Source organism: Candidatus Zixiibacteriota bacterium, from assembly GCA_016933955.1.
Classification (GTDB): Bacteria; Zixibacteria; MSB-5A5; order GN15; family PGXB01; genus JAFGTT01.
Genome location: JAFGTT010000014.1, coordinates 85,626 through 100,848 on the forward strand (window position 1 = coordinate 85,626; position 15,223 = coordinate 100,848).

General features: G+C 44.7%; 15 protein-coding genes. 4 read left to right on the forward strand and 11 right to left on the reverse strand.

Annotated elements, in window-relative coordinates; translation table 11 throughout:
- Positions 1-4 precede the first annotated feature (4 nt).
- The 3 genes from JXQ28_04800 to JXQ28_04810 form a co-directional block, all read right to left on the reverse strand.
- Positions 5-1,186, reverse strand: coding sequence for a hypothetical protein (locus JXQ28_04800; protein MBN2277046.1), 1,182 nt, complete (start codon positions 1,184-1,186; stop codon positions 5-7).
- A 130-nt stretch (positions 1,187-1,316) separates the two neighbouring features.
- Positions 1,317-1,760: a chemotaxis protein CheW gene (locus JXQ28_04805; GenBank protein ID MBN2277047.1), complete on the reverse strand. Its 444-nt coding sequence runs from the start codon at positions 1,758-1,760 to the stop codon at positions 1,317-1,319.
- 164 nt (positions 1,761-1,924) lie between these two features.
- Entirely contained in the window at positions 1,925-2,731 is an 807-nt protein-coding gene (locus JXQ28_04810) for a DUF72 domain-containing protein (GenBank protein ID MBN2277048.1), read from the reverse strand.
- An 89-nt stretch (positions 2,732-2,820) separates the two neighbouring features.
- Here JXQ28_04810 and JXQ28_04815 point away from each other — a divergent pair, with 89 nt between their 5' ends.
- The gene (locus JXQ28_04815) at positions 2,821-3,948 is read left to right on the forward strand and encodes an aminopeptidase (GenBank protein ID MBN2277049.1); all 1,128 of its coding nucleotides are present in this window, start codon (positions 2,821-2,823) and stop codon (positions 3,946-3,948) included.
- Between the two features lie 66 nt (positions 3,949-4,014).
- Here JXQ28_04815 and JXQ28_04820 read toward each other — a convergent pair whose 3' ends face one another.
- The 4 genes from JXQ28_04820 to JXQ28_04835 all read right to left on the reverse strand — a co-directional run bounded on the left by JXQ28_04820 (position 4,015) and on the right by JXQ28_04835 (position 7,931).
- On the reverse strand, positions 4,015-4,713 hold the full coding sequence (locus JXQ28_04820; protein ID MBN2277050.1) for a TIGR00730 family Rossman fold protein: 699 nt from the start codon (positions 4,711-4,713) through the stop codon (positions 4,015-4,017).
- 84 nt (positions 4,714-4,797) lie between these two features.
- The gene (locus JXQ28_04825; protein MBN2277051.1) at positions 4,798-5,709 is read right to left on the reverse strand and encodes a DMT family transporter; all 912 of its coding nucleotides are present in this window, start codon (positions 5,707-5,709) and stop codon (positions 4,798-4,800) included.
- 59 nt (positions 5,710-5,768) lie between these two features.
- Complete coding sequence (locus tag JXQ28_04830; GenBank protein ID MBN2277052.1) at positions 5,769-6,560, reverse strand: SDR family oxidoreductase; 792 nt, start codon at positions 6,558-6,560, stop codon at positions 5,769-5,771.
- A gap of 3 nt (positions 6,561-6,563) precedes the next feature.
- Complete coding sequence (locus JXQ28_04835) at positions 6,564-7,931, reverse strand: dipeptidase (GenBank protein ID MBN2277053.1); 1,368 nt, start codon at positions 7,929-7,931, stop codon at positions 6,564-6,566.
- 242 nt (positions 7,932-8,173) lie between these two features.
- Here JXQ28_04835 and JXQ28_04840 point away from each other — a divergent pair, with 242 nt between their 5' ends.
- From JXQ28_04840 to JXQ28_04850, 3 genes are all read left to right on the forward strand, one after another.
- A complete protein-coding gene (locus JXQ28_04840; GenBank protein ID MBN2277054.1) occupies positions 8,174-8,881 on the forward strand; it encodes a DUF1573 domain-containing protein in 708 nt (235 codons plus the stop codon).
- A 129-nt stretch (positions 8,882-9,010) separates the two neighbouring features.
- Entirely contained in the window at positions 9,011-9,214 is a 204-nt protein-coding gene (locus JXQ28_04845; GenBank protein MBN2277055.1) for a hypothetical protein, read from the forward strand.
- A gap of 138 nt (positions 9,215-9,352) precedes the next feature.
- Positions 9,353-9,745, forward strand: coding sequence for a hypothetical protein (locus JXQ28_04850; GenBank protein ID MBN2277056.1), 393 nt, complete (start codon positions 9,353-9,355; stop codon positions 9,743-9,745).
- A gap of 117 nt (positions 9,746-9,862) precedes the next feature.
- On the opposite strand, the gene JXQ28_04855 is transcribed toward JXQ28_04850, so the two are convergent.
- The 4 genes from JXQ28_04855 to JXQ28_04870 form a co-directional block, all read right to left on the reverse strand.
- Positions 9,863-11,284, reverse strand: a complete 1,422-nt coding sequence (locus JXQ28_04855; GenBank protein MBN2277057.1) for a GWxTD domain-containing protein — start codon at positions 11,282-11,284, stop codon at positions 9,863-9,865.
- 30 nt (positions 11,285-11,314) lie between these two features.
- Positions 11,315-11,944, reverse strand: coding sequence for a GWxTD domain-containing protein (locus JXQ28_04860; protein ID MBN2277058.1), 630 nt, complete (start codon positions 11,942-11,944; stop codon positions 11,315-11,317).
- Between the two features lie 794 nt (positions 11,945-12,738).
- Positions 12,739-13,983 (reverse strand): ABC transporter permease, encoded by a 1,245-nt coding sequence (locus tag JXQ28_04865; protein ID MBN2277059.1) that lies wholly within the window; start codon positions 13,981-13,983, stop codon positions 12,739-12,741.
- A gap of 6 nt (positions 13,984-13,989) precedes the next feature.
- Positions 13,990-15,219 (reverse strand): ABC transporter permease, encoded by a 1,230-nt coding sequence (locus JXQ28_04870; protein ID MBN2277060.1) that lies wholly within the window; start codon positions 15,217-15,219, stop codon positions 13,990-13,992.
- Positions 15,220-15,223: the final 4 nt, after the last annotated feature.

Sequence of the window (15,223 nt, forward strand, 5' to 3'; positions counted from 1 at the left end):
GATTTCAGGCCTGCATCAATTCCCCGACCAAATCATCAGCAATAGTTTCAAAACCATCCAAGGGCAACCGCCCAAATCCCCGATTGGCCATGTCTTTCAATCCTCCTTCGGTTCGTAATTTTCTGATCAGAGTCGGCAAACCGTCAGCCTCCCGCCTTGACCGAAGATCGACTGCCACACCCCGATCAATAAGGAATTGACGGTTAAACGGTGAAAAGGTCCCGATCAGCGGATGGAGAATGAACATCGGCAATCCCAGCCCGGCCGCCCAGTTACTCCGTTCATGCGAGGGCGCTACAAAGAAATCCAGATAGCGGAATAACCGCGAGACAAGCCCGTTTTCCTCCTCTCCACTCCCAAAGGAAACGGAAACCGGTACACCTGAAGACAGAGCCTCTTCAATTACATTTTCACCGGTCTGAATATCATATTGCAGTAAGCTGGTGTACTTGGTAAGCATCTTCTGCAGATAACCGTCTTGCCGACAAAAAATCAAGGCCCGGTTTCCCGATTGACTCAAGGATCTGGCCCCAAGGATTATCCGATTGACATGTTCCCGCGGTTCGGCGCCGGATGAGAAAAATCCTCCGGTCAGCGGGCTGTCATCATCTATTCGCGAAATCCTCGATTTGAAGCAATTTTCAGCCTGATTCAACAGCCCCTTTTCAATACATAATCCCGTGGCAATCACATTCGCCGACGGGATTCCTGCCGAGACCAGATAATCGCGAGCATTTCCAAGAGGAACATATATTTTGCGACAACCCTTCCGGATAGCTTCCGGTGGCACCGCAATTTCCCCATGTTGATAGAATGTCGGCACCAAATCGGCAATCATACCTACCAGAACCGGATGGGCGACCAGTGTTGGGGAGTCTGCGTTTATCACATAATCACGTATATCGCGGGCCAGAATCCCGGCAGCCCGGCTGTAATCTTTATCAGCGCGGTTTTGTCTTAGCCTATGATATCCGTATCCCAATAAACCTCCCTGACTGCCAGCGCGATATAACCAGCGGATAAAACGCCATGAAATATGCGGAATACCCTTCGACAGGCGAAAAACATCATTAATTTTCAGTTCGATTTTATCGCTGCATTTGGATTTAAGACAATCAACCACGCCATCAAGATAGAAGGGGTGACCGCGGCCTATGTTGGTATATATAATATTCAGGATTCTCATTTTGCCATTATTAGCCCAAGTTGCGTTTCAAAGCCATTATCAACATAAAATAACCAACGGTACATAAAAAAAACAGGTCTAAGAAATTAATTCTCAAACCCGCCGTCAAATCATCCCGGTCAATGGATTCTTAAGATTGTTTTACCAGGTCAAAAACACGTTCCAATGATACCACGAATATTTTTTTGTTCTGCTGAATAATGGCACCCTCAAAGATATCTGCCTTAAAATCCGACTCACTTCCCTGATCCGCAATAACGTTTTCGTCGGTAATCCTCAGGATTTCATCGACCGAATCGACCGTCAGACCGAACAGGTTACCATCCCATTCAATGACCAGAATCCTATTCGACTGCTCATAATGTATATAATCGTCAAAAAGAATGCCGGTCAATGAAATAATCGGAATATTATTGCCGCGATAAGCGAATGTGCCGTTTCCACCATGAAGCTCATTTGCGGGACCGCCGGCAATATCAGATGATATAATTTCGGCTACCCGGGAAACTTCGATCCCCATCCAGAATCCCTTTATTCTGGCGCAGAGATACTGCCCTTTATTACCTGGATTCATATTTTCACCTTTCATTTCAATCCGACATCGGCAATGGAAACCAGCAACATTTATATCATTCCGCTATTTATTTTGCCTGATAGTTAATACAAAATACGCTTTTAATGAAATTAACGCCATTTATTTATCAGTTGGGGGAAATAGAAGGAATAAATTAAAGACAATTATATCCCGCCAACAAGCTCAATCAATTTCAGGGCTGATGTCGGCGAATGACCGCTGTAATGATTATTAAAATAGGCGTATACCTCACCCCGGCTACGACTGAATTCCTCTAAGACATGTGACCACCACTTCAAATCCTCATGATGATCCTCCCTTATATAGCTGAAATCGCCGGGTATTTTTTTTCGATCTCCAAGAAATCTTACATAGGCGAAGTCGGCCGTAAATTCACTCTGTCGGGGCATCCAGGGATGATCCACCTGAACCAGCGCGATATTTCTCACTCGTAGAAGGTCGTAAAAGCTATTTCCCAGCCATTTTCGGTTACGGATTTCAACTGCGAATTTCAAATCATCGGGCAGGTTTTCTATCAATTGTTTTAGAATATCGAAATGGTCCTCGGGATTAAAATTATAGGGGAATTGAAGCAGGAGAGGGCCAAGTTTGTTTTCAAGAAGCCGTATGCCGGCAATAAAGGCGCCGGCATTGTCCAGGCGCGTTTCAATATCACCCTCATGGGTGACGCTCGATGGGAATTTGGCGGTAAAAACGAATCCTTCGGGAGTGGTATTGCGCCAGCGACAGATCGTGTCTGGATTGGGAATACGATAATAGGTTGAATCGATCTCGACCGTCCTGAAGATGGAGGAATAAAATCTTAGAAAATCGGCGCGAGGACAAAATTGAGGGTAAAAATTCCCAAGCCAATCCTGATAACTATAGCCTGATGTCCCTACCAATATTTCCGAGGATTTATCATAATTCATATAGAAGAAAACAAAAATGTCCGGCAAATGTTCATTCAAACCAAATCTGCCTGAAAAAAAGAAATTCGCCTCCTTGATAACTTTTCATTTTTATTGTATTATGCCGCAAATATTGAAAGGAACATATTATGAAAGACAAACGTAATTCAATTCTGGCCAGAAATCTGGTTGAATATTCATGCAAAATCCAACCGGGCGAAATTCTTTATCTTGAGATCAAAGGCAGGGAAACGCTTGAACTGGCCAAAGAAATAGTCCGGATCAATACGGAAAAAGGCGGGGTCACTTTCTGGTATTACAATGATGAATCAATCAGCCGCCAGTTTCTTATGACGGCGACAGAACAGCAGATGAAAATTATGGCCGATTATCATTTGGACATGATGAAAAAGGCCTCGGCCTATCTGGGACTGCGCGGTTCGGATAATCCCTTCGATCTGGCGGACATCCCCCCCGCTCAGCTTGATAAATTCCAGAAGATATTTTACAAACCGGTTCATCTTGAGGAACGAGTTAAACGTACCAAATGGTGTGTTCTGAGATTCCCCAACAATGCCATGGCCCAGCTGGCGGAAACCTCGCAGGAAAAATTCGAGAATTTCTATTATGATGTTTGCAACCTGAATTATGCCAAAATGTCGAAGGCTATGGATCCGCTGGTGGAATTGGTTAATAAAACCGATCGGGTGCATATTATTTCGCCGGGAACTGGTCTGCAATTTTCTATAAAGGGTATCCCGGTGGTAAAATGCGATGGCACCAGGAATATTCCCGACGGCGAGGTATATACTGCACCGGTCCGTGAATCCATCAACGGCACGATTACCTATAACTCGCCCTCTCTTCACGAAGGTTATGTTTATAATAATATCAGTTTTACCTTCAAGGATGGCAAAATTATCAAAGCTACCGCGGCTTCATACGAGGACAAACTCAACAAGATCCTTGATACCGATGAAAACGCCCGCTATGTCGGTGAGTTTGCTATTGGCGTGAATCCATTTGTCCTGCATCCGATGAAAGATACCCTATTCGACGAGAAAATCAAAGGATCAATACACCTGACACCCGGTTGCTGTTACGATGAGGCTCCTAACGGCAATGTTTCGGCTATCCACTGGGATCTGGTTCTGATTCAAAGGGCTGATTATGGCGGCGGCGAATTGTACTTCGATGACAAGTTAATTCGAAAGGACGGTATCTTCACCGATCCCAAATTGGAGCAAGCCTTCTCCGAAGAAAATCTTAAATCATGATAGTTCTTTAAATTATTAAGGCCGGATTGATATCAATCCGGCCTTCCATATTGCTATCATAATTTTTTATATGGCTTTCGATCGCCGAACCTGGCGATAACTGTCCTTTACAATCCGAACGACTTCTTCGGGATCGTCGGTCATGGAAAACAATGAAAGATCATCCTTGGCCAAAGTTCCCACCTTAATCGGACCGGAGATAATCCAGTCAATGAGTCCTCCCCAAAACTCGGAACCGACCAGAATCACGGGAAAATGAAATATTTTCTTGGTCTGAATCAAGGTTAATGATTCGAACAGCTCATCCAGCGTTCCGAATCCGCCGGGCATAATCACAAAGGCGGCGGCATACTTGACAAACATGACTTTGCGGGCAAAGAAATAGCGGAAATCTAGAGATATATCCTGATACTGATTGGCCAGTTGTTCCGAAGGAACCTCAATATTAAGGCCGACTGATTTTGAATTGCCTTCAAAAGCACCGCGATTGGCAGCCTCCATAATACTTGGCCCGCCTCCGGTTATTATCGAAAAACCTGAATCGGACAATTTCCGGGCTATTTCCCGTGCCAGCGTATAATACCTCGAACTTTCAGGCAAAGCCGACGAGCCAAAAATGGAAACCGCCGGTTTCAAATATCTGAGAGTATCGAAACCCTCGACAAATTCAGACATAATCCTGAAAACCGACCAGAGATCATGATCTGTATGGATATTATTGCCTGGCCCCCGGCTATTATCCGCTTTATGATTTTCATTTTTCATAAAGAAAGAACTCCTTCATATATTCTAATAATCCGCCCTATTATAACACAATAATCGTCAAAATGCTGAATCGGCTCAAGCCCATTATTTGATTTCCGTTATAATTACGCCGGCCAGGGCTATTATTCCACCAATTACAAAGGCCCGGCTGATTGGTTCGGCCAGAGTGACAGCCGCCACCGCCGCGGCAATAATCGGCTGAATATTCTGCATTATGGCCAGTCGCGAAGCCTCCATATTCTTTAACAACCAATACCACAGAAAATAGGCCAGAATCGAAACCAGGATTGCCATATACAAGACTGAAAACCACCCCATCCAGGTTACATGACCGAAATCGAAAGACAGAGCCCGGTAAAAACCATAGGGCAAATATAAAACGGAGCCGTACAGGAGGGCCAGACCGGTGACTCGAAAGGCGCCGTATTTCAAGGCCAGCGGTTTGGCCATGACAGTTGCGGCCGCCCAGGCCACCACAGCCATTAGAACCAGAAGGTCACCCAGAATATAATTGGTATCGTATTCTATTTTGCCGCCCGAAAGGATAATATAAACGCCGGAAAAGGCTATAATAATTCCTGCCGATCTTCGAACAGTTGGTTTTTCTCGCAGGAATATTACAGCCAGAAGGTAAATGAATATCGGAACCATGGCAAATAACAAACCGGAATGGCTCGCCAGAGTCAGTGATTGACCAACCAGATATATGACCTGGTTGAGTGGTATTATTATTAGACCCAAAAGGAATATTCTAAAATGATCCCGGATCGGTATCAATTTCCTCTTCCTCAGGTGAAATAATATCGGGGCATATATGGCCGAGGAAATTATAAATCGCAGAAAGGCGTAGGTATATGGTTCGATTTCATTCAGGCCCAGTTTGGCAACCGGAAAGGCAATGGCGGTTATTACTTGATGGATCAGGATTGTCGAGTATAAAAACCGGGTCGAAAACGAGCCTGATTCAATCGACCGGGGTAATTTATTGACAATCAAAGAATATCACCATCGGCAGTGCTTTAATATTCTGCAATATAATATATTACGACAATAAGTTAAAGTAACGCCTTAACAATACCACCATCGACAGGAATAGCTGTTCCGGTTATATAGGAGGCTTTTTCCGAAGCCAAAAAGGCTATCAGGGCGGCTAATTCTTCGGGCCGCCCGACCCTTCCGGCCGGGATGCTTGAGGTCCAACCCGAATATATGGCATCGATATCCTGACCGCTTACTTCGGCATTAGTCCGGGCCAAGACCTTAAGACGGTCGGTATCGGTATAGCCGGGCAGAACGGTATTAACGGTAATGCCGAAGGCAGCCATTTCATTGGACAAGGACTTTGCAAATCCAGTCAAGCCAGCCCTGAGTGTATTTGAGATAATCAGATTATCAATTGGTTGCCTGACCGCGACCGAAGTAATATAAATTATTCTCCCCCATCCCCGCTCCTTCATTCCGGACAGGAGGGCTCTGGTTAAATCAATGGCTGAATGTAACGTCAGAGTGGTTGCCTTGTCCCAGGTTTCTCTATCATGCTGGGGGAATTTCCCCGCCGGCGGCCCCCCGGCATTGGAAACAAGGATGTCGATTCCTCCTAATAACGCAATGGCCTTCCGTGCGATTTCCTCGGCCCGCCCTTGAATCGATAAATCGCCGGCGATAAAATCAGGTTTGTGGCCGGTTTTTGATTGCATAATGGAAGCGGCTTTTTTTAGATTTTCTTCCGAACGTGAATTAATCACCAGCGCGGCCCCTTCGCCAGCCAAGGCTTCAGCGGCCGCCAATCCCAGACCGGCCGACGCTCCCGTTACCAGAGCTCGTTTACCCTTTAAACCAAGGTCCATATTTTATGCCTTCACCCTGGAGAGTTCATCAATCAAATAAAGCGAGGAATAAGTTCCGCGTTCGAAATCATCAACTGCAAATCTTTCATTTGGCGAATGAGCATTATCATCATTTTGCCCCCATCCCAAAAGCAAGGTATCCAGGCCAAGAACCTGTTTGAAAGTTCCCACCACCGGAATTGAGCCGCCCTCCTTCATAAAAACAGGTTCCAGCCCAAATCCTTTTTTTATGGCCCGGGCCGTGGCCTCAAGCCAAGGTCCTTCGATGGGGACAACTACCGCCTCGGCTCCGCCATGGATGGTGACATCGCATTTGACATAGGAAGGACATATTCTGGTTATATATTTCTTGATTTTTCCGCAAATTTCGTCGGCTTTCTGGTTGGGCACCAGCCGCATGGTAATTTTGGCAGAGGCCCAGGACGGGATTATGGTTTTACCTCCCTCGCCCTGGTAGCCGCTGGTCAGGCCATTGACATCCAGAGTCGGCCGCGACCAAACCTGTTCATAGACCGTATAGCCCTTTTCGCCATGTAACCCAGGAGAACCGACCATGGCCAGATAGTCTTTTTCATTATAGGGTAATTTGGCGAATTGCCGCCGTTCCCAATCCGAGACCGGTTCGACATTATTATAAAATCCGTCAATAAGAACCCGCCCATTATCATCATGCATAGCGGCGATAATTTTAGACAGGACATTGGCCGGATTGGGTACCGCACCGCCAAATCCGCCGGAATGTAGGTCGCGGTTAGGGCCGGTTATTTTAACTTCGACAGAGGCCACACCGCGTAATCCAAAGGTAACAGCGGGAATATTACGGGAAAATTGCGAGCTATCTGAAACGACAATGATATCAGCCTTGAGAAGATCCGCATTTTCTTTTACCCAGTTGGCAAGATTCTCCGCCCCTGATTCTTCCTCTCCTTCGATCAATAGCTTGACATTAATAGGGAGTTCGGTTTTGGTGGCGGTATAAGCCTCCAGTGCCTTTAAATGGGTGAATAGCTGTCCTTTGTCGTCGGTGGCTCCCCGCGAAATAATAAAGCCATTCTCGATAAACGGCTCGAATGGTTTACTTTTCCAGAGGTTTAACGGTTCCACCGGCTGAACATCATAGTGGCCATAATACAATACTGTCAGTTTATCGGGTGATGAAATATGACTGCCGAAAACCAGAGGGTGCCCCCCGGTCGGCATGACTCTGGCGTCGATGCCAATGCCTTTCAGATGGGTCGCCAGCCATTCGGCGCAGGCCTTAATATCGCCCTTGTGTTCGCTCCGGGCAGACACTGATGGAAATCTTAGGAAATCAAACAACTGGTCAAGCCGGGTCTGTTTGTTTTTATCAAGATACTCTTTGGGATTCATATTACTTCTCCGGTTAAATAAATATAATTCTCAATTATAGGTCACAAATGACGATTATCCAATCTTTCAGCCGCCTTTCTATATAGACGTCCGGCCGATATTTTACCGGGCAAATTCGAAAATATGTATTATACTTCCAAAAATCAAACTGGCAAGGAGTTAAATTAAAAAATTTATTGCATTTTCCCGGGAACCAATTATTATTTCAAAACTTATAAAATAGTAATAAGGATTATTACGCTATGCGTCTAATTAATTATGTGATTATTCTGTTTCTGTCAATTACCTCTTCCCTGGTCGCTCAGCCCAAAATTGAGGCGAATACTGAAGAATACGACTTCGGACGGGTACCGCAGAATGTCACTCTTATCAGAAAATTGATTTTAAGATCTGTTGGCGATGCCCCGGTTCAAATCGACAGTGTAATTACCTATTGCGACTGTATTGAGATTCCAATTAAGAATATGACTCTGATGCCGGGTGATAGTTTGGTAACCGAATTGCGTTTCAAATCATCCTTTTTTTCCGGGAATAAGGAATGGCGGCCTCATTTTTATATTAACAAATTCAACCGGGGCTATCGATTACGGGTAATGGCTTTTGTCGTTGATGAAATAAAGCACCAGAAACGGATATTCGTCGATCCTCATACGGTCAATGCTTCCCAGTTTGGCGATAATGCCATAACCCGTTTCCCCATAAAAATATATAATAATTGCGAGGAAAATGTTCCCTTTCGGCTGACCTACGCCGAGGATGATTATTTTACGCTTGATTTCCCGACTCATGTGGCCCCGAAGGATTCTGCCCTGGGATGGATTAATTTGAATCAAAAGGGTTTGGAAAATGAGTTCGAAACCGCCATAACTTTTGAATATCTTAACGAAGACTCCGAAACAAGGCTGTATTCCATTCCGATAAAAAGAAAGATTTTTAAACCGGAAAATTGACAGTTATAAACGTAATTAATTAAGAGATTGACAGATAAATTAATTTTGATATATTAAATAAACTGCTTAAACAGCATGTTTTTATGACGATAGCTTAGAAAAAGGCTTGACAATATTTGGAGGAATAATATGAATAAATTAAGCATGCTCCTCTTCCTCGCTGTGTTCTTTCTGTCTGCGACTACTTCTGTTCTGTCTCAATCGAAACTTGCCATTCCCGAACCCGATTTCGACTTTGGTTTTGTTCCTCAGCATTCCAAAATCAGCCATGTTTTTTGGTTACATTCCACCGGAACGGATTCTCTGAACATCATCAAAGTGTCGCCTGGCTGAGGCTGCGCTAAGGCTCCACTCGACAAACAGGAGCTTGCTGTCGGTGACAGCACCAGGCTTGAAATTATATTCGACACTAGATCATATCGCGGCACCCAGGTCAAACGGCCCTCAATTACGACCAACGAGGGTCCTGATGTGAAGAATGTGAAGATTTCGGCAGAGGTAATAACCAATCCCGACTCCACCTATCCGATAATAATAAAGCCTTATAAATTCGATATATCGCAGTTTGGAGAAAAGGAACGCCGGAAGCTGGAATTCGAACTCATCAATATGTCCGAGAATGACCTTGAGGTGAGTCTAATTGATATGCCCGTTAATATGTTCAAGGTAAAGATGCCCAAGAAGGTCAAGGCTGGAAAAACCGAGAAGGGCGAAATCGAATTATTCGACAAGTATGTGACTGACGAATTCCAGAAATCACTCACCATTGAGCTGTCCGATAAGAATAAAACCCGATTTACGATTCCAGTTAAACGGACAATCCGTATTCCCGGACAGCCGACGGGAGAGCATTCGAGCAATTAATATATTATTCTCATTGATATGAAAAAGCCCGTCAATTCAAGGCGGGCTGTTTTTATTTGTTCTGGCGGAGTATTTAAATTTCCCCCGCTTTGCAATACTGCTTTTTTAACGGGATTCCTATCTTAAAGTGGCCGGATTCAAATCTTCCAGGACTTCATCCCAATCGCTGTCGTATTTTTCACCTTTAGCCGTCGAATGCACAAGTTCATAATCGCCATAGCCATCGACATCCTGAAAAACAAAGATGACTCCTCCCTGCAGGGCATAGTAGTGCCAGATTTCCCACGGTTTTCCATAAGCCGGAGCATTGGCCTCTTCCCTTTCATCCCATCTTCCATATTGCATGATAATTCGACCGCGATCAGTCTTCCAGCCATCACTCAATCCCGGCAGAGTCGAAAAATGCTCATTGGCGTAGATATAACGGCTAAATAAATCATCAATGAACTCATTCTCCGAAGTGGAAGGATCGGGGTCCCGATCAGCCAGAAACTGGTCAATAAAACGCCCTTTACCGCCTTCATTAAGAGTTTTATAAGTGGCCATTTGTTGAGGCGCCAGGAGATATTTGACCAATTCGTATTTGGTTTCCCCGCTGGCCGTATCATAGGGATTGATTACATTATAGATTACAAGATTTCCTTCTTGTATGTCTCCGCCCGAAGTAAATACAACAAATCGAGCCATGGCCGTATCTTCAGCGCCACTATTATTGTCTCGCGCCATCAAACGAAGAACATACCGACCAGCCTTAATGCCGGTGATATTCAAGACATTTCTGATAACCGAAGTGGATCCGGGCATATTCTTAAACGTCTCTCCATAATCCTGGTATATAGCCCCGTTTCCATCAAGAATCTGATAATGAACCGAAAAGTCATCTTCAGGATTGCCTCTGTAATCCAGATTATACAATTCCGCATAAATATACAGGGTCGAGTCTTTTTCCGAATATATCCCCATGGGATTCGGGATAACCTGCGTCCCGTTTTTTATCAGGCGATTACCGCTATTTCCGGCAGTATCGATATCCCGGATTAAATGGGCGAATTCCAGGGCACTAAGATTCAAATCTCGGGTATTAACCGAATCTATTTCCAGCCGGTCATATAGAAAAGATCCCTCTTTCTTGCTGACCGCATCCATGACGGTCAGACGCCCGGAATAGTTGCCTGGTGAAACCATCATGGTCAGCCGATTAAAAAGTATTATATTAGAATTTGCGGCACCAGTTGAGTCATTCGCCCTGGTCAGAAAATAAGTACTGGTTGAATCAGCCACGCCCCCATTCTGATCATAAAGTACAACATCGGCATAAATCCCCGCATACAGCCCCCCCCCTTCATGGCTCTCCGGCAGGAATTGAAACTGGTTCCGATGAACCGCGAACGGAAATTCAACATAAACATCGGGATTTGTCCGGGGATCGGGATAAGATACAATCCCGGCCTGAACGCTGATATTGCTGCCGGAAACGCGATTCGGGACAAGCATCAGACTCATCAGCAAAAAAGATAATGAAATTACACCTATCTTCATCCTGCCCACCTCATTACCCATAAACATATATTACCATCGTCGTCCATCATAGGGATACTGGAGACGAAAATCTCCATCGCCCCAATCGTCGACAAAAATAAATTTGCGCGGTTCACTGGAAGGCTCGTCAAAACTCGAAACGGGTTGATAATAGTACCATATCTGATAGGCCTTCGAATCCAGTTCAAAGGGGAAATCCTCAATCTGATCGGGGAAACCATATTGGATAAAAATCATCCCGCGATCGGTTCGCCAGCCTTCCTTTTTCAGAATTCCGAAGTTCAGGTTTGCAAAGGCGATGCGATTATAATAATCTCGTTGAAGCTCATTTTCAGGCGTTCCCGGTGAAGGATCATGGGAAGTCCAAAACCCCTCCCATTTTTCAACACGTTCTTCAGGTGTGGAAGCGTCCTTTAATTTCTTTATTTCATCCGATCGGGCGATGTATTTCAATTGACTGACAGCCGTTTCGAAATCGTTCAAAACCATGGCGCGCGGATGCCAGTAAAGATTGAATTTTTCACTGACTCGATCAATCTGGCGTCCTCGCCTCCCGGTTAAAGTAATTTCAACATAATAGTCGTTGGACTTCAATTTGTTCAACGATATTTCCCTGATTTGACGCAGGAGGGTCTGTCCCTCAGGGAATACCGAGGTCATACTGTCATAGTATATGGCTTCCAGTTTTCGCCCCAGGATTTTTGATTCAACAAAGACCTCTTTCTGCTCATCAGTACCCTGATAAATTTCGAAATAGTATAACATCCTGGCAGTTGTATCACCTGTAAATTGTCGGCTTACCGACGGAATAATCGTCATGTTGCCCTTGAGAAAAGACGAGTCGATAACCGAAGTATCCACGGCATGAACAAATTCAATCCCTGATAGATCGGCATATCTTCCATTGAAATCATGAAGTTCCGGCTTAATTATCCGGCGTGAATCGGTACCGGCATTTTTATCAATGATGTGGACTTCGATTTTGTATTTTCCCGGGGGGAGTTTTAAATCGAATTGGGAGATACGGAAATCGCTGATGGATACCGTGCTTTCATAAGAATAGACAATTACTGTCTTATCTTTGCTGAAGGCATCGAGTTGACGATTGTCATCATCGTAGGTTGTTACGGTAAGTTCGTATTCGGCACGGTAATTGGAGCCATCCCGGACAAATTGTAATTCCTTGTTAAATATTTTATAATAAACCTCGAGACGTACCAGGTCCGGTTCATCGGACTTAAACTGGGCAAAGTCAATTTGAAACAGGCTGCTTTTAAATTCCCCAATTCGGTTGTAAGTATCCTGACCGTCAGCGGCGACATTCAAAAAGATGGAAAGTATAAGCCATCCAAAATATGTCATTAGTTTTATTAATTTCATTATCTTCCAAATAATTATACGCTTAAAACTATCAAGTTAAACCAGAATTAAAAATAAGGCAACAAATTTGTTGTCTATTCATAGCGAAGTGACTCAATAGGATCGACTGTGGCAGCTCGGTATGCCGGATAAAGGCCGGCAATCAATCCAACGGAAATGGCCACAACGAAACCAAGGGTAACATAAAGCGGAGAAACACCGAATGGAAGAGGTGATACAATCCCGATTAAAAGGGCGGTCAGCAACCCGGTTCCGATACCCAGCATTCCCCCTGTCCCGGACAGGGTCATGGCCTCAATCAGAAATTGCCAGAGAATATTGGTCCGTCTGGCGCCAATGGCCTTACGAACCCCGATTTCACGCGTTCGTTCGGTGACCGAAACCAGCATAATATTCATCACACCAACTCCACCGACCATTAAACCAACCGATGAAATAACGATCATAGCTATATATATATATTGGGTGATGCTCCGAATCAGTTCCAGGATATTTTCCTGGCCGAAAATGGCAAAATCATTATCCTGGTCGTAGGGGACTTTGCGGACTTTTCTCAGGGTCATGGTTATCTGTTCCCTGGCCTCTTCGATTTTATCCTGCGAAATGGCGCTGACAACCAGGGTCAGGGCATCATCCCAGGGGTAAAGTTTCATGAAGGTTTCCAGCGGAATGGCCACTTTATTGTCCTCGCTATCATCGTCAAACAGGTTGCCCTTTTTTTCCCGGACTCCAACTATAGTGAATCTGACATTATTGATCCGAATCTCTTTGCCTAGGGGATCCTCATACGGAAAAAGAGCTTCTTTGATTTTGGAACCGATGACCGCCACCTTGGCCCTCGTCTCATTATCAAGGCTTGAGATAAAGCGGCCCATATGTATTTCAATATCATGTACCTTTAAATAATCCGGCACAACACCGACAATGGCAGGTTGATTGGCTTTATTGCCCTTGAATTTGACGACATTTCCGCCGGGTGCCCAATAATGATTTTCCGGGGATACGGCCACGACCGCCGGGCAATTTTTACGAATGGCATCGGCTTCCTCAACCGTCATGAATTTGCGATTTCTTTCCTCATCGGACAAATCATCCCACTGGACCTCGGGTGGAAAACGGTCAATAAACAAAACATTACTCCCGATACTATCGATCGACCCCTGGACGGCCTGATCGAGCCCGGTTATCAGTGAAGTCATGGCAATTACCGACCAGACTCCAATCAGAACACCAAGAATGGTCATAGAAGACCGAAATTTATTCCCCCAGATAGCCCCCAGGGCCATATTTATACCTTCTTTTAATTCCACAAGAGTCATATTTCATTACTCATAACTTAAAGCCTTGACGGGTTGAAGCCGGGCCGCCTTCATGGCCGGATAAATGCCGAAGAACAGACCCACCGCCGTGGAAATTCCAAGACCGATCGCAATGGCATATAGCGAGGGCGTCATATTCATATTTATTAGGCCAATAAGAACATCTCCCAAGATGATCCCAATGGCGATACCAATCAATCCTCCCCCGAGAGACAATAATAAAGATTCGAAAAGAAATTGCCAGAGAATATCCTTTTGTTTGGCTCCAATTGACTTGCGGATACCTATTTCCCTTGTCCGCTCGGTTACCGAAACCATCATAATATTCATAATAATTATACCACCGACAATAATGCTTATGGAGGTTACGCCCACCAATCCAAGTCTGAGATATTTAGTCACATTGTTGAAGGCTTCCATAATGCTGTCAGCAGTAATCAATGCAAAATCGTCAGGTTTATCATAAGGAACATGGCGATACGCCCGGAGGACAACTCGAACCTGATCCATAGCCACTTCAATGTTTTCCACCGACCTGGCCTTGACCATCAGATCAAGGCTGTTCCAGGGATCGCCAAAATCCTTGGTAAAAGTGCTGTAGGGAATAATAACGATATTGTCGCTATTATGTCCGAAACTGGCGCCCTGTTTTTTGGCAATCCCGATCACCTCATATCTGATATTGTCTATTTTCATATGCTTGCCAATGGGATCGACATTGGGAAATAATTCCTCTTTGACAAAATCTCCTATCATTACCACCCGACGTTTGGCGTGATCTTCCTCGGTCGTATGAAAACGCCCCTGACCGACTTCATAATCGACAATATTGATAAAATTCGAGGTCGTCCCGGCAATAAAAACGCGGCTCAATTTATTGCGCCCGGCTTTGACATTGACCATAGTGAAAGTACGGGCGGCAACCTGTTCGCACTCATCACAGCCTACTTCGATGGCTTTAAGATACTCAAATTTAATGGGCTTGCGCTTGAGCGCCTCGCGCCATTCATCATCGGTGTTAAATATCCCCATTCGGCGGACCATGAAAGTAGATGGGCCCATCCGATCGATTTCCGCCTGTATTGATTGCGTTAATCCTTCAAGAGCCGAAATAATAGTTATCACCGAAGTAACACCGATTATAACTCCAAGTAGCGTTAAAGTCGATCTGAGTTTATTAACCCAGATGGCATCGGCGGCCATTCGGAAAATATCAAGATATATTCTTGCATTCATAATA

Excerpts from the sequence above, each read along its gene's own strand:
- JXQ28_04835 (MBN2277053.1), bottom strand. The coding sequence starts at position 7,931 with ATGAATCCCAAAGAGTATCTTGATAAAAACAAACAGACCCGGCTTGAC.
- JXQ28_04865 (MBN2277059.1), bottom strand. The coding sequence starts at position 13,983 with ATGACTCTTGTGGAATTAAAAGAAGGTATAAATATGGCCCTGGGGGCT.
- JXQ28_04845 (MBN2277055.1), top strand. The coding sequence starts at position 9,011 with ATGAATAAATTAAGCATGCTCCTCTTCCTCGCTGTGTTCTTTCTGTCT.
- JXQ28_04870 (MBN2277060.1), bottom strand. The coding sequence starts at position 15,219 with ATGAATGCAAGAATATATCTTGATATTTTCCGAATGGCCGCCGATGCC.
- JXQ28_04855 (MBN2277057.1), bottom strand. The coding sequence starts at position 11,284 with ATGAAGATAGGTGTAATTTCATTATCTTTTTTGCTGATGAGTCTGATG.
- JXQ28_04800 (MBN2277046.1), bottom strand. The coding sequence starts at position 1,186 with ATGAGAATCCTGAATATTATATATACCAACATAGGCCGCGGTCACCCC.
- JXQ28_04830 (MBN2277052.1), bottom strand. The coding sequence starts at position 6,560 with ATGGACCTTGGTTTAAAGGGTAAACGAGCTCTGGTAACGGGAGCGTCG.
- JXQ28_04840 (MBN2277054.1), top strand. The coding sequence starts at position 8,174 with ATGCGTCTAATTAATTATGTGATTATTCTGTTTCTGTCAATTACCTCT.
- JXQ28_04820 (MBN2277050.1), bottom strand. The coding sequence starts at position 4,713 with ATGAAAAATGAAAATCATAAAGCGGATAATAGCCGGGGGCCAGGCAAT.
- JXQ28_04805 (MBN2277047.1), bottom strand. The coding sequence starts at position 1,760 with ATGAATCCAGGTAATAAAGGGCAGTATCTCTGCGCCAGAATAAAGGGA.
- JXQ28_04860 (MBN2277058.1), bottom strand. The coding sequence starts at position 11,944 with ATGACCTCGGTATTCCCTGAGGGACAGACCCTCCTGCGTCAAATCAGG.
- JXQ28_04815 (MBN2277049.1), top strand. The coding sequence starts at position 2,821 with ATGAAAGACAAACGTAATTCAATTCTGGCCAGAAATCTGGTTGAATAT.